General features: G+C 65.5%; 10 protein-coding genes. 3 read left to right on the top strand and 7 right to left on the bottom strand.

The genetic code is table 11. The features are described from left to right. Window positions 1–24 precede the first annotated feature (24 nt). The gene (gene polA, locus F2P46_RS18230; RefSeq protein WP_166892606.1) at window positions 25–2769 is read right to left on the bottom strand and encodes a DNA polymerase I; all 2745 of its coding nucleotides are present in this window, start codon (window positions 2767–2769) and stop codon (window positions 25–27) included. Window positions 2770–3226: 457 nt separating this feature from the next. Between polA and F2P46_RS18225 the strand changes: the two genes are divergently transcribed. The 3 genes from F2P46_RS18225 (at window position 3227) to F2P46_RS18215 (ending at window position 5449) form a co-directional block, all read left to right on the top strand. Then, complete coding sequence (locus tag F2P46_RS18225) at window positions 3227–3643, top strand: hypothetical protein (protein WP_166892603.1); 417 nt, start codon at window positions 3227–3229, stop codon at window positions 3641–3643. A gap of 76 nt (window positions 3644–3719) precedes the next feature. Continuing rightward, window positions 3720–4679 (top strand): homoserine kinase, encoded by a 960-nt coding sequence (locus F2P46_RS18220; RefSeq protein WP_166892601.1) that lies wholly within the window; start codon window positions 3720–3722, stop codon window positions 4677–4679. Continuing rightward, window positions 4676–5449 carry a BPSS1780 family membrane protein gene (locus F2P46_RS18215; RefSeq protein ID WP_166892598.1) on the top strand — a complete coding sequence of 258 codons (774 nt, stop codon included), beginning with the start codon at window positions 4676–4678 and terminating at the stop codon, window positions 5447–5449. Before F2P46_RS18220 ends, F2P46_RS18215 begins: the two co-directional genes overlap by 4 nt. A 39-nt stretch (window positions 5450–5488) precedes the next feature. On the opposite strand, the gene F2P46_RS18210 is transcribed toward F2P46_RS18215, so the two are convergent. From F2P46_RS18210 to F2P46_RS18185, 6 genes are all read right to left on the bottom strand, one after another. Next, entirely contained in the window at window positions 5489–7798 is a 2310-nt protein-coding gene (locus tag F2P46_RS18210) for a UvrD-helicase domain-containing protein (protein WP_166892595.1), read from the bottom strand. Window positions 7799–7805: 7 nt separating this feature from the next. After that, a complete protein-coding gene (locus F2P46_RS18205; protein ID WP_166892592.1) occupies window positions 7806–8345 on the bottom strand; it encodes a hypothetical protein in 540 nt (179 codons plus the stop codon). An 86-nt stretch (window positions 8346–8431) separates the two neighbouring features. Beyond that, window positions 8432–10411, bottom strand: a complete 1980-nt coding sequence (locus tag F2P46_RS18200; protein ID WP_166892589.1) for a M56 family metallopeptidase — start codon at window positions 10409–10411, stop codon at window positions 8432–8434. Between the two features lie 262 nt (window positions 10412–10673). Beyond that, window positions 10674–13364, bottom strand: a complete 2691-nt coding sequence (locus F2P46_RS18195; RefSeq protein ID WP_166892586.1) for a lanthionine synthetase LanC family protein — start codon at window positions 13362–13364, stop codon at window positions 10674–10676. A gap of 8 nt (window positions 13365–13372) precedes the next feature. Next, window positions 13373–13573: a hypothetical protein gene (locus F2P46_RS18190; RefSeq protein ID WP_166892583.1), complete on the bottom strand. Its 201-nt coding sequence runs from the start codon at window positions 13571–13573 to the stop codon at window positions 13373–13375. A 169-nt stretch (window positions 13574–13742) separates the two neighbouring features. After that, window positions 13743–14164: hypothetical protein (locus F2P46_RS18185; RefSeq protein ID WP_208296678.1), on the bottom strand; the 422-nt coding region annotated here is incomplete at its 5' end.

Below are 14164 nucleotides of genomic sequence, written 5' to 3'. Positions count from 1 at the left end.
AGGTAAGTCATTATTTAATAGTTATTAGTGCGCTTCATCCCAGTTTTTACCGATACCCACCTCAGCCAACAGGGGCACTTTCAGGGCCGCCACGCCCGCCATCAGTTGCGGCAGCCTGGACTTGACCAATTCCAGTTCCGCCTGCGGCACTTCGAGCACGAGTTCATCGTGCACCTGCATGATCATGCGCGTGCCCAGCTGGTCGGCCTCGAGCCAGTCCTGCACCGCGATCATGGCCAGCTTGATCAGGTCGGCCGCAGTGCCCTGCATCGGCGCGTTGATCGCGGCCCGTTCCGCGCCCTGGCGGCGCGGGCCGTTCGGGGAATTAATCTCGGGCAGCCACAGGCGCCGGCCGAACACGGTTTCGACATACCCGCGCGCCTTGGCCTGCATGCGCGTGTCTTCCATGTACTGGCGCACGCCCGAAAAGCGCGCGAAGTACTTGTCGATATAGTTTTGCGCCGCCGAGCGTTCGATGCCCAGGTTGGCGGCCAGCCCGAAGGCGCTCATGCCGTAGATCAGGCCGAAGTTGATCACCTTGGCGTAGCGGCGCTGCTCGCCCTGCACCTCGGCCGGCGCCACGCCGAAGATCTCGGCGGCGGTGGCGCGGTGGATATCCTCGCCCTCGGCAAAGGCGCGCAGCATGGCCGCGTCTTCCGAAATATGGGCCATGATGCGCAGTTCGATCTGCGAATAGTCGGCCGAGACGATCACGTTGCCGGGGCCGGCGATAAAGGCTTCGCGGATGCGGCGCCCTTCGGCCGTGCGGATCGGGATGTTCTGCAGATTCGGTTCGTTCGACGACAGGCGCCCGGTCACGGCGACGGCCTGCGCGTAGTTGGTGTGCACGCGGCCGGTCTCGCGGTTGACCATCTTGGGCAACTTGTCGGTGTAGGTCGACTTGAGTTTCGACATGCCGCGGTATTCGAGCAGGATTTTCGGCAGCGGGAAATCCTCGGCCAGCTTTTGCAGCACCTCCTCATCGGTCGACGGCGCCCCGCTCGGGGTCTTTTTGATCACCGGCAGCTGGAGTTTACCGAAGAAGATCTCGCCGATCTGCTTGGGCGAACCGAGGTTGAACGGGCCGCCGGCCAGCTCGTACGCCTTTTGTTCGAGCTCCATGATGCGCGCACCGAGTTCGCCCGACTGCACATTGAGTAGCTCGGCGTCGATCAGCACCCCGTTGCGCTCGATCTTGTGCAGCACCACGGAGGTGGGCAGCTCGATCTGGCGATAGATGAAATTGAGCTTCTCGTCGCTCTCGACATGGCCCTTCATGGCCTGGTGCAGGCGCAGGGTGATGTCGGAATCCTCGGCCGCGTATTCGGTCGCGCGGCCCAGTTCCACCTGGTCGAAGCAGATCTGGCCGGCGCCCTTGCCGCATACATCGACAAACGGAATCGTGGTGTAGCCCAGGTGGCGCAGGGCCATGCTGTCCATGTCGTGCGGCTTGTGCGACTCGAACACATACGACTCGAGCAAGGTGTCGTGCACGATGCCGCGCAGGGTCACGCCATGGTTGGCGAAAATATGGCTGTCGTACTTGAGGTTCTGGCCGACCTTGGGCTTGGACGGGTCTTCCAGCCATGGCTTCATGCGCGCCAGGACCGCCTCGCGATCGAGTTGTTCGGGCACGCCGGCGTAGCGGTGCGCCAGCGGGATATAGGCGCCCTTGCCCGCTTCGACCGACAGCGATATGCCGACCATCTGCGCCGTCAGCGGGTCGAGCGAGGTGGTTTCGGTATCGACCGAAGTCAGCTCGGCGGCATCGACCAGGGCCAGCCAGCGTTCCAGGTCGGCCTCGGCGACCACCGTTTCGTACTCGCCGCGCATGACCGGCACCAGCGCGCCCGGGAACAAGTCGCCCTCCGGGGAATTGAGCAGCGCGCGCGGGGCGCCCTCGTCGTCGCGCTGGACCACTTCGCGCAGCAGGGTCTTGAAGCCATAACGCTCGAAGAAGGCCTTCAGGCCCTCCTTGTTTTCCGGCTGCGCCACCAGGGTGTCGGCGATCGAAACCATGTGTCCGGCCAGGTCGCAATCGGTCTTGACGGTGATCAGGGCGCGGCCCTGTGGCAGCCACGGGAGCGCCTGGCGCAGGTTCTCGCCGACCGCGCCGCCGATGGAGGCCGCGTTGGCGATCACGCCATCGAGGCTGTCGTGCAGCGCCAGCCACTTGAGGGCGGTCTTCGGGCCGCACTTGGCCACGCCGGGAATATTGTCGACGGTATCGCCGATCAGGGTCAGGTAATCGATGATGCGGTTGGGCGGCACGCCGAACTTGGCCAGAACGCCGGCCTCGTCGAGCTTCTCGTTGCTCATCGTGTTGATCAGCGTGACCTTGTCGTTGACCAGCTGCGCCAGGTCCTTGTCGCCGGTGGAGACCACGGTATTCATGCCCAGCCTGGAAGCCTGGACCGACAAGGTGCCGATCACATCGTCGGCTTCGACGCCGTCCACCATCAGGATCGGCCAGCCCATGTGGCGCACCACTTCGTGGATCGGCTCGATTTGAAGGCGCAGGTCATCCGGCATGGACGCGCGCGTGGCCTTATATTCCGGATACATATCGTCGCGAAAGGTCTTGCCCTTGGCATCGAACACGCAAGCGATAAACGCGGCCGGATAATCCTGGCGCAGGCGGCGCAACATATTGACCATGCCATGCATGGCGCCGGTGGGATGGCCATCCGGGCTGCGCAGATCGGGCAGGGCATGAAAAGCACGGTACAGATAACTGGAACCGTCGACTAACAGCAGGGTATTTTGCATAGTGCCAAAAATGAGGTTGAGCCGGGACAAAAAAGGGCGCGGCAGCGTACCGGTCATTATCGCAGAAAGCGCGCCAGCCCCGAAGCCCGAACCGGGGTCTGACCTCTGACTAGCAACGTTTTCCCCCGGAACCGGGGTCAGAGCTTTAACTTGCAACATATGGCGTGGCACGAACTGGATTTGTCCCATGTCCGGTACCTTTGGGCGGCAATTGCTTGCTTAAGTGCAGCTTGTACGCAGTTTTGAACCGACATTACTGCTTACAGCCGTGGTGTTGCTAATTAAAGCTCTGACCCCGGTTATCGGTTTCGGCGGTTTTGTTGCTAATCAGAGGTCAGACCCCGGTTGGAGGGGGAGGATGGCGCGTGCAGGCGGGTCGGGAGCTTGTGCGATGTGTTTCCACAGGCGGGGCGGGGGTTTGTTACAATGGACTACACGATCAAAAGGCGACCCTATCATGCTGCGCACTTCCACTTTCCGCAATCTCCTGGCCCTGTGCCTGCTCGCTTCGGCAAGCCTGGCCGGCGCCCAGCAAGCCAAGCCGAGCGACGCCCCGCCCAAGCTCGAACGCCTCGACGATGGCAACCTGGCGCCCGCGATCGTGGCGCCGCGCGCCAACGAGCCGAAAATCAGCGAGAAACGCGAAAACGGCCGCACCACGGAAGTGAAAGTTAAATCCGGCAAGAGCAGCTATACGATGAAGGGCACCAATCCCGCCGCCGGCAGTTCAGGGCTCGACGCCAACGGCTCATCCCTGCGCGGCCCCCAATGGCAAGTCGGTGAATTCGACCTGAACAAGAAGAAAAAGGCCGCCAGCGAAGCCGCCGCCGAGACCGAAGCCGCACCGGCGCCACCACCGGCGTCAAGCAAGTAATCCCCCCATCGGCCCGCGCCCTTCCCTGGCGCGCGGGTAACGATATCGATCGACTTACCTTACCCTTCGCTTTCACATGGCAGTTTTTACCGCGGTCACCCTGGATGACCTGACTTTGTTGTTGAAGAAGTTTCCTTTGGGAAACGCTATCGCCATCAAAGGGATCAGTTCCGGCATCGAAAACAGTAATTTTTTCATCGATACGGAGCGCGGCGAGTACGTGCTGACGATTTTCGAGAACCTGACATTCGCTCAGCTGCCGTTTTATCTTCAGCTGATGCGCCATCTGGCTGAGCGCGGCGTGCTGGTTCCCGCTCCGGTGCCGGACCAGGCGGGCGAGCTGGTGGTGCCGCTGCACGGCAAGCCGGCCGCCATCGTCAGCAAACTCGAAGGCAGCTCGCAAATGGCGCCGCAAGCGGTCCACTGCGCCGCCGTCGGGACCATGCTGGCGAAGATGCACCTGGCCGGACGCGACTTTGCGCTGCAGCAGCCGAACCTGCGCGGGCTGGACTGGTGGAACGAGACCACGCCGCTGGTGCTGCCCTTCCTCGACGACCATAACGCCCACCTGCTGCGCGCCGAGATGCATTTCCAGAGCGCGTTCGCGGCCTGCGACCATTACCATCGCCTCGGGCGCGGTCCGGTCCATGCCGACTTGTTCCGCAATAACGTGATGTTCATCGGCGAGCGCCTGACCGGTTTCTTCGACTTCTATTTCGCCGGCTGCGACACCTGGCTGTTCGACGTGGCCGTCACCGTCAACGACTGGTGCATCGCCGTCGACACCGGCGTGCTCGACGCGGCCCGCGTGCGCGCCCTGCTCGACGCCTACCACGCGGTGCGCCCGTTCACGGCCGACGAGCAAGCCGCCTGGCAGCCGATGCTGCGCGCCGCCGCGCTGCGCTTCTGGCTCTCACGCCTGTACGACCTTTACCTGCCGCGCGAAGCCGAAATGCTCACGCCGCACGACCCGACCCATTTCGAGCGTATCCTGCGCGAACGCATCGCCACCCCCGCCCCAGGATTGTTCGCATGAGCCGCCTCCCCGCCATCACCGGATGGTACTGGATCAAGCAGGGCTTTGCCCTGTTCCGCAAGCAGCCGGCCATCCTCACGATGCTGCTGTTCGCGATTCTTCTGATGAGCCTGACCCTGGCCACCATTCCCGTGCTGGGGCAAATCCTGACGATGGTGCTGCTTCCCTCGTTCGGCATGGCGATCATGCAGGCCTGTAACCTGATCGGGCAAGACCAGTCGGTCACGCCCGGCGTGCTGCTGACCGGTTTTCGCCAGCCGGCCCTGACCCGCCTGTGCAAGCTGGGCCTGATTTATCTGTTGATATCGATCGTGCTCGGCTTGATTCCGGCCTTCATGATCTCGCCCGACTTCATCAAGCAGATGAGCGTGCCGCTGGCCGAACGCGGCGCCATCAAGATCAGCCCGGCCGACATGCAGGTGGTGTTGCTGGCCGGCCTGCTGCAAGGGCTGGCGCTGCTGCTGATGTGCTTTGCGCCGGCGCTGGCCTACTGGCAGCACATGAAACCGGGCAAGGCGACCTTTTACAGCGTGTTCGGGCTGTTCGGGGCGATCCGCCCGTTCGTGCTGATGCTCATGGCATGGGTCGCCATGTTCTTCGGCGCCTCGCTGCTGGTGGGGATGGTACTGGGCAGCAGCAAGGGCGGGCAGATTGCCATCCTCTGGCTGATGCTTCAGTTCATGCTGCTGCTGCAATGCGCGATCTTTGCCGCCTACCGCCAGATCTTCGGCGACCCGTCCCTGCTGCCCGCGCAAGTCGAGTCCAAGTAAGGAACGCGGCGGCGGACCGGAGTCCGCCGCCGCGCCGCTTCAGCGTCCGACCCGGTCGAGCTTGGCGACCGACAGGTCGAGCACTTTCATGCCGGCCTTGCCGAAATTGATCTGCGCGCGCGCGTTGCTCCCGCCACCCTCGATATTGACAATCACCCCTTCGCCGAACTTGGCGTGCGCCACCGATTCGCCGATGCGCCATCCCGGCCCGTTGCTGGCCGCTTTTTGCGCGATCTGCTGGGCGATCTTGTTGTCCGAGCCGCCGGTAAACTTGGCGTCGTCCCAGCTCGACTTCTTGTTGCCGAACCAGTGCGATTGCACGCGCGGCGAAATCCACTTGAGCGCCTCTTCGGGCAGCTCGTCGAAGAAGCGCGATTTCATGTTGTAGCGGGTCTGCCCGTGCAGCATGCGCGACTGCGTAAAACTCATGTAGAGGCGCTTCCTCGCGCGCGTGATGGCCACGTACATCAGGCGACGCTCTTCGTCCACCCCATCCATCTCGCGCGAACTGCTCTCGTGCGGGAACAGGCCTTCTTCCAGGCCGGTGATGAACACGGCGTCAAATTCGAGTCCCTTGGCCGAGTGCACCGTCATCAGTTGCAGCGCATCCTGCCCGGCCTGGGCCTGGGCGTCGCCCGCTTCGAGCGAGGCGTGCGACAAAAACGCCGACAGCGGCGACATGACCACGTTCAGCGGCGTATCGGCGTCGATGATCTCGACGCCGTCGCCTTCGACCAGCATCTCGCCCACGCTGGCGTAGGTCTTGGGACCAAGGTAGGCCGGCGCGCCCTGGCCGAAGCCTTCTTCCTGCACGAACTGGGTGGCCGCATTGACCATCTGTTCCAGGTTCTCGATGCGGTCGGCGCCTTCTTTTTCGTTCTGGTAGTGCTGCAGCAGGCCGCTCGCTTCGAGCACCACGCGCACCATTTCGGGCAGCGCCAGTTGCCCGGTCTCGAAACGGGCGCCTTCGACCAGCTTCACAAAACTGTTCAGCGAAGAACCCGACTTGCCCGCCACGTAGGGCACCGCCGCGTACAGCGAAATGCCGTACTGCTCGGCGGCCGCCTGCAGCGCCTCGATCGAGCGCATGCCGATGCCGCGCGTGGGGAAGTTCACCACCCGCAAAAAGGCCGAATCGTTGTGCGGATTGTCCATCAGTTGCAGGTAGGCGATGGCGTGCTTGACCTCGGCGCGCTGGAAGTAGCGCTGGCCGCCATACACGGTGTACGGCAGGCCGGCGGCGAACAGCGCATGCTCGATCACGCGCGACTGCGCATTGGAGCGGTACAGAATCGCGATCTCGCTGCGCAGCGCACCTTCAAGCATCAGGCTCTTCGCTTCCTCGATGATCCACTGCGCCTCTTCCAGGTCGGACGAGGCTTCGTAGATGCGCACCGGCTCGCCGTGACCGGCATCGGTGCGCAGGTTCTTGCCCAGGCGCTTGCTGTTGTTGGCGATCAGGTGGTTGGCGCTGTCGAGGATGTGGCCGTGCGAGCGGTAGTTTTGCTCGAGCTTGATCAGGTTTTCGACCCGGAATTCGCGCTCGAAGGCGCTCATGTTGCCGACATTGGCGCCGCGAAAGGCGTAAATGCTCTGGTCGTCGTCGCCCACGGCGAACAGCGCGCCGGCCACCTGCTGGCCCTGCCCCGCCAGCAGCTTGAGCAGATTGTATTGCAGGTCGTTGGTATCCTGGAACTCGTCGACCAGGATGTGCTTGAAGCGCGCCTGGTAATGCTCGCGCAGCGGCTGGTTGCGTTGCAGCAACTCATAGGCGCGCAGCAGCAGTTCGGCAAAATCGACCACGCCTTCGCGCTGGCACTGATTGTCGTACAGATCGTACAACTCGACCATCTTGCGTTCGATCGGGTCGTGCGCCTCGACCCGGTTGGCGCGCAAGCCCTGGTCCTTGGCGTTGTTGATGAAATACATCAGGTTCTTGGCCGGGTACTTTTCGTCATCGACATTGTTCGCTTTCAACAAACGTTTAATCATCGACAACTGATCCTGCGAATCGAGGATCTGGAAGGTTTGCGGCAGCGCGCAATCGCGGTAATGGGTGCGCAGGAAGCGGTTGCACAAGCCGTGGAAAGTGCCGATCCACATGCCGCGCGTGCTCACCGGCAGCATGGCCGACAGGCGCGTCGTCATTTCCTTGGCGGCCTTGTTGGTAAACGTCACCGCCATGATCCCGGCCGGCGAAACCTGGCCGGTCTGGATCAGCCAGGCGATGCGGGTCGTCAGCACGCGCGTCTTGCCGGAGCCGGCGCCCGCGAGAATCAGGGCGCTCTGCGGCGGCAGGGTGACGGCGGCGAGTTGTTCGGGATTGAGGTTGTGGAGGAGATTTTGCATCCCGTGATTATACCGGCGCGCCGCCATCGGACGGCGACGCTTTCGCTGGCGAACGGGCTTCCCGGCCGCCGGCTGGCGCCGGGGTCGCGCCGTCGGCCCTGGCCGCATCCCTGGCAGTGGCGCCGGCTTTGGCCGGCTCGGCGCGGCGATACTTCGATACCAGGGCGCTGGCCGGATCGTTGACCGACAGTACGCCATCGCTGAGGCAATACGCGAGCGGCTTGGGCAAGGCCGCCATCAGCAGGTTGACGCACTGCGGCTTGTCCGGATCGGCGGCGACGATCTTGTAGGGATAGCTGAGCGGCTTGGCGTCGTCCCCGGCGAGCGCCAGCTTGACGCTTTTTGCATCGATCACCATCACGCCGTCCTTGAAGGTGCGCTCAAGCTGGGCAATCTCTTTTTCGCCGCCGTTCATGGCCTTGGCCTGCGCGACCATGGGCGCCAGGTCGATGACCCAGCGTCCCTCAATGTCAAGCGGGGCGGCATGCGCTTGGGCGGCGCACAGCACGGCAATCGCCGCAAAACCAAGGCGTAGAGCTTTGTTCATGTTTTCCTTCACTGTGAGTCGATGGTGGTAACGCTTCCGGCACGGCCGGAAGCGTGATTCTAAACCATTGCACAATAGACATGCAATTAAGTTAACATTGCGAGGCCGGGCGCGCGTGGCCCAGGCACCGGCCGCGCCAGGCCGCGCGCGACGGCGTCGCGCAGCACCTCGCGCATCACGCGCTCGGCCGCTTTGGCGTGCTGGTCCATCTCGCGCCCCAGCACGTTCATCTTTTTACCCAGCGCGTCCATCGGCTTGCCCGCTTCTTTCATTTGCTCGCCGATGGCGTCGACCGGCGCGCGCGCCTGCTCGACCTTGCCGTGCTGGCGCTCGAGGTGCGCGTGCTGCACGTCGAGCTGGCGTTCAATGTCGCTCAGCTTGACATTGAGCTGGTCGCGCCTGGCCGACAACTGCGCGCGGGTCGGGCCGCCGGCGTCGTCGATCTGGCGCTCGAGCTGCACGATCTCGCGCTGCAAACGGGCTTGCTGCGGCGCCAGCGCCGCGATCAGGCCGGCGATACGGCGCGTCTCGGCATGTTCGGGATGGCTGGCGCCGGCCTTGTGTTCCATCTCGCGGCCCAATTGCTCGACCACCTTGCCGTGCTTTTCCATTTCCTTGCCATGCACCTCCATCTGGGCGCCGAGGTGCTTGAGCGGCGCGTAGGCGGCGGAAACCTTGGCGATCAGGGCCGGGTCCTGCACCACGTACGCCTGATCGCCCTGGCGGAACCACAAAAAGTCCCCCTGGACGGTGTGCTTGGCGGCGGCGATGTCGTCGACATCGCGGCTGTCGCCACTTAACATGCCCTTGCGCTCGGGTCCCTGCACCAGCGCATACGACATCTCGCCAGGGGCCTTGGTGATGCTGACGGGAAGACGCGGTGGCGCCGGTGGAGCGGGTGGCGCCGGTGGTACCGGCGCCACATCCATCGGCGCGGCGGGAACGGCTGCGGCGGCGCGCAAGGCCGGGATGGCTGGCCGCGCCGTGGGTGCCGGCGGGGCCGGCGGGGCTGGCGCGACCGCCGGCGCGCGGTCGGCGCGCACGGCTGTCGCCGGCGCCGGCGGCGCTGTCTGGGCGTTGGCGTAAAAGGCGGCGCAGGCGGCCGACAGGCCGAGAATCGGCAGCGCCATCTTCCAGTTCAGTGGTTCGGTATCCGGGCGGACCAGGCGTTTGATGCGGGACATAAGATTTCCTCCGTGAGCCCCATGGGCGAGTTGAGGGGTGGAGAACTGGAACTGGTCCAGTTCGGATAATGCAAGCGCCAGACGCCGCGGTTCGCCGAGCATGCTTGCTGCTAAATCATCTGCAATCTGTTCGCGCTCGATCCGCACCCGGTGCGACAGCCACCACACCGCCGGGTGATAGAACAGCACCATTTCGATCGCGCTCTGGATCAGGTTGACCAGGTAATCGAAGCGCTTGATATGCGCCATTTCGTGCGCCAGCAGGGCTTCGAGCAAGTCGGGCGGCATGCCGCTCACCAGCGAAGCCGGCACCAGGATCACCGGGCGCCACCAGCCGGCCGTCACCGGGCCGGGCAAGTCGTGCACCAGCCCCAGCGCGACCTTGCGCGCCACGCCGAAACGCAGCGCCAGCCGGTCCACCCTCGCCTGCCAGGCGGGGTCGCGCAAGTAGCGGCCCGGTTGGCTGCGACGGCGCACCCAGGCCAGCCCGAGCATCAAGCGCAGCGCCAGCAGGCCGGCGCCGCAACTCCAGAAAAACATTAGCAGGGGCAAGCGCTGCTGCAACACCGGTTCCCAGCTGGCGACCTGCGCGGCCAGCATCGGCGCATCGGCTTCGCCGGCCGGCATGGCGATGGCGCGCAGCGGCAGGATGGTGGTGGCCGCGGCCTGCGCATCGAGCATGCGCTGCACTGTTCCAGCCAGCGGCAAGGCGGCGCACAGCAGCAGCGCGGCGCAGCCGACGGCGTAGCGCAGCTGGGGCCGCGCGCCGCGCAGCAATCCCATGCCGATCGCGGCCAGGCAGCCGATCAACAATCCCTGCCAGACAAAGTCGAGCAAGGCCCAGCCCAGGCTGGGCACGATGACGGAAAGCATGGCGTTCATGGGTGGGTTCCTGCGTGCATGGTCTCTCCGTCAAAGGGTGAATGTAGAATAAAATATCTAGATACTTTTGTCTAGAACTATTTTTCTACTTTGCGGGCAGCCGCGGGCGCGGCGTGCTTGATCATGACTGTAGGGGGGACGGCGATGGCGCTCCAGCGCCGCGCGATGGGCGGTCGATTTGACGGAACAGACGACGTAAAACGCGTCATGCGGATGCCTGCCCATGCTCCCGGAGCGGCCGAAAGCATGGACGAGGGAACACTTATGGCAGCAGCGGAAAGCTCAGCTCTTTCCCGCGGCCGCCCAGACGCGCCAGGAAGTGGGCGATGCCGCCCATGCCGACCATCAGGTCGGCCGTTGCCGCCGTCGGGTCTTCCGACAGCCAGACCACGCCGCCGTCGGCACAGTGGTTCCCGAGGTGCACGATGGTGCCGGCCAGGGTGGCGGCCTTGTCGCGGTAGGCGCTCTCGCCCAGGGTCTCGGCCGCTTCCAGGAAAATCTCGCCCAGGCCGCTCAATCCGTGGCAAACGGTGAGGTTGACCGCGCGCACTTCGGGGTCGATACCGGCCAGCGCACGCCGCGCGATCAGCGCCGCCGCCGGGTCGCGCGAATAGCGGTAGGCGCGCAGGAACGCCAGCGCGATCCCGGGGGCGCCGTGGCACCACCAGTGCCAGACCGCCTCGTTGCGGTCGCTGTAGCGCCAGTGCGCGCCGCGGGCGCCGCCATCGGGCAAGATCTGCTGTTCGACCCAGGCCAGGCCGCGCGTGGCGGCGGCGCGGCAGGCGGCGTGCTTGAAACGCACGCCATACTCCAGCAGGAAGAACGCCATGCCGGACACCCCGTGCGCAAAGCCGGGCAAGGTTTCGCCGGACATGCCGTCTACGCCGTCGGGCATGGTCCACGAACCGTCCTGCGCCTGGGTGTCGAGCAGGTAGCGCGCGCAGCGGTGCGCCATGGCCAGCGGCGCGTCCCGGCCCAGGCTGCGCGCGCACATCATGGCTGCCAGGCCCTGGCCGGCGGCGCCATGGGTGATGTCGGGCCAGGCAATGGGCGCGGCGAACACGCGGTCCATCCAGTCGTGCAGGCCTTGCGATTGCGGGAGCAGGCCGGCCTGGACCGCCTCGGCCAGTGCGACCGCCGCGCCGGCGTCGCCGAAGTGCAGGCCGGGCATGCCGCTGTCCCCCGTCGGCGCCTCGGACAGCAGCCACTCGGCCGCCCGGGCGAGCGCCGCTGCGGCTGTACCGCCCGCCAATCCCGTGCGGTACAGCCGCGAGAGGACGTAGACCACGCCCGACACTCCGCGGTTGGCGCCGCGCCGCAACTCGTACGAAGGGGCGCTGTCGCCGCTCGAGGCATTCGCGATGGCGGCCGACAGCCACAGGCCCGAGGCGCGGTCGCAGTGCGTATGCCCGGTCAAACCACGTCCGGCGCGCCGTGCCCAGGCGTCGAAGTCGATGCCGCCGGACGCCTGGCGCGGCGGACCGGCCGGCAGCGGCGCCCCGTCGCGCAGGCTCGCCTCGAAGGCCGCAAGTTGGGTCCGCATCTCGGCCAGCGCGGGCCGGGCGCCAGGGTCGTCGGCAAGGCCGGCCAGCACCACGCCGATCAGCGCCTCCGGCACCGAGGCGGCAAGATAGCCGATATTGCTGGCGCGCGCCGCGCCGCGCGCATACAAGGTGCGGCGCGGATCGATCCCGGTCAAGGTGAACAGCACCAGCGCGGCAACGGCGTGGATGTCCTGCGCGAACGCCGGCGCCGCGCCCGCCTCCTGCTCGGGCGCCATGAAGCCCGGCGTTCCCTTGCCGAACACGGGCGCCAGATCGGCGACATGCTGCCCGAGTTCCAGATCGAGCAAATAGGTTTGTCCATCGTCGCCGAGCCAGACATTCGACACGCTCAGGTCGCGGTGCACGAAGCCGGCGCCGTGCAGGCGTTCGACGGCGTCGACCAGCTGACGCAAGGCGCCCAGCAGGCGCAGCCTGGCGTCGCGCCCCGCCGCATGCCAGGGACCGTTGCCCAACGCTGTTTGCACCGCCTGTTCCAGGTCGACGCCCGCCAGGAAGGTCATCGGCAGATAACCGTTGCCGTCGATCTCGAAGTACGGGTCGCACGCGGGCACCGGCGCCACGCCCTTGAGCGTGGCGTGGATCGCGCCCTGGCGTTGCAGCCGCACCCGGATGTCGCGCCCGTGGATATCCGACAAACAATGCTTGCGCCCTTCCTTGATGACCCGTCCGGCCACGCTGTGCTGCGAGCGCGCCGCGATCGCCAGGTAGACGTTGCCCTTGGCGTGGCGCTTGATGATATCGACCAGCACATAGCCGGGCCCGAACATGGCCGGGCCGCGCGTTTCGACGCTCACCGCGCTCGTTGCCGGCGCCGCCGCCGGAGGGTCGAACGGGCAACTCACGAAGGCCGGCGGCACGAAGGGCTGGGTATAGGCGTCGGGGATGAGTTCGCCCTTTGCGCCACGGATGTAGAGGCGGTGCTGGCCGAGCAGATCGCGTTCGACGATCGTGTTGAAGCCGCCATAACGCGCATACACGAGGTTGCCCAAGGCCATGTCCGACGTGATCACGGGGCCGTTGAAGCCCTGTGTCGCGATGACCAGCCGGGCGGCGAGCGCGGCGGCGCCGGCATCGTTTTCCGGGTAGATCGTGCAAAACTTGCCAACCTGGGTAGCGCCCAGGCTGCCTTCGTTAAGCAGTCCCAGGATGGTGCTGTCGCGAGCGATCTTGAACGGCACTCTGGCGTCGCGCAAGAGCGGAATCAGAACGGCGAGCAGGGCGTGGGCCTCGGCGGGCACGCTCGAAATGTGCAGCTTCCAGCCTTGCACACGGGTGGTTTGAGCGACCATCAGCCACACGCCGCTCTGTGCAGGGGGCAAACCCGCATGGCGCAGGTGGTCGAGATAGGAGGGTTGGGTCGGCAGCGTGCCGTCGTTGGTCGGGTTCACGTAGGGGCTCATTTCCAAACGGTGGAGGCATCGTTCCGGGCGTGCTTGATGCGCCGGACGGGCCCACGGTTGAAGAAGGCCATACCAGGCACGCCGGAAACGGCGTTGGCGGCATGGCCGCAGCTGTTGATATCGGTGTTCCCACAATGAAAATCTTGTGGGTGGTCGCGTAACTGCGCGATCAATCGGGCGAAGCAAGCATCGTCCATGGCATCGCTCTGTCAAGACAGAAAAATGATCGAAAGCGATGCGACGGGCCAGCAGAACCGGCCACATCGCATCGCACGCGCGCCTACATGCCGCTCACGATGCCGGGCGGCGCGGCGCGGCAATGGCGTCCGGGCCGGCCCTGGAAACCGCTTGCCGCCCGGCCGGCCACTACCGGATCCCCGTCATGCCGCCCAGCGCCGGATTGATCCGGCTGGCGAGGGTGTCGAAGACGCCTGTCGTGTGGCCGCAGCTCTGGCCGCCGCAGGTGTAGCTGCAGCTGTCGGTACAGGTATGGCCGCAGCGCGCCAGCAATTGCAGGGCGGCCGAGGGGAAGCCTGCCGCCGGAGCGGTTGCCGCCGGGGCAGTCACGCCCGGATCGAGCGTCTCCAGGGCGCGCGTGGCCGGATTGACCAGGCTGGCGAGGGTGTCGAAAATGCCGGTCGTGTGGCCGCAGCTCTGGCCGCCGCAGGTGTAGTTGCAGCTGTCGGTGCAGGTATGGCCGCAGCGCGCCAGCAATTGCAGGGCGGCCGAGGGGAAGCCTGCCGCCGGAGCGGTTGCCGCCGGGGCGGTCACGCCCGGATCGTGCGGCG

Source organism: Massilia sp. CCM 8734 (assembly GCF_011682155.1).
GTDB classification, from domain to species: domain Bacteria; phylum Pseudomonadota; class Gammaproteobacteria; order Burkholderiales; family Burkholderiaceae_D; genus Telluria_A; species Telluria_A rubra.
Note: the sequence above shows the minus strand (reverse complement) of the source record. Positions and strands in the feature narration are given on the sequence as shown.

Coding starts and splice junctions, on each gene's coding strand:
- polA (WP_166892606.1), bottom strand. CDS start 2,769: ATGCAAAATACCCTGCTGTTAGTCGACGGTTCCAGTTATCTGTACCGT.
- F2P46_RS18225 (WP_166892603.1), top strand. CDS start 3,227: ATGCTGCGCACTTCCACTTTCCGCAATCTCCTGGCCCTGTGCCTGCTC.
- F2P46_RS18220 (WP_166892601.1), top strand. CDS start 3,720: ATGGCAGTTTTTACCGCGGTCACCCTGGATGACCTGACTTTGTTGTTG.
- F2P46_RS18215 (WP_166892598.1), top strand. CDS start 4,676: ATGAGCCGCCTCCCCGCCATCACCGGATGGTACTGGATCAAGCAGGGC.
- F2P46_RS18210 (WP_166892595.1), bottom strand. CDS start 7,798: ATGCAAAATCTCCTCCACAACCTCAATCCCGAACAACTCGCCGCCGTC.
- F2P46_RS18205 (WP_166892592.1), bottom strand. CDS start 8,345: ATGAACAAAGCTCTACGCCTTGGTTTTGCGGCGATTGCCGTGCTGTGC.
- F2P46_RS18200 (WP_166892589.1), bottom strand. CDS start 10,411: ATGAACGCCATGCTTTCCGTCATCGTGCCCAGCCTGGGCTGGGCCTTG.
- F2P46_RS18190 (WP_166892583.1), bottom strand. CDS start 13,573: ATGGACGATGCTTGCTTCGCCCGATTGATCGCGCAGTTACGCGACCAC.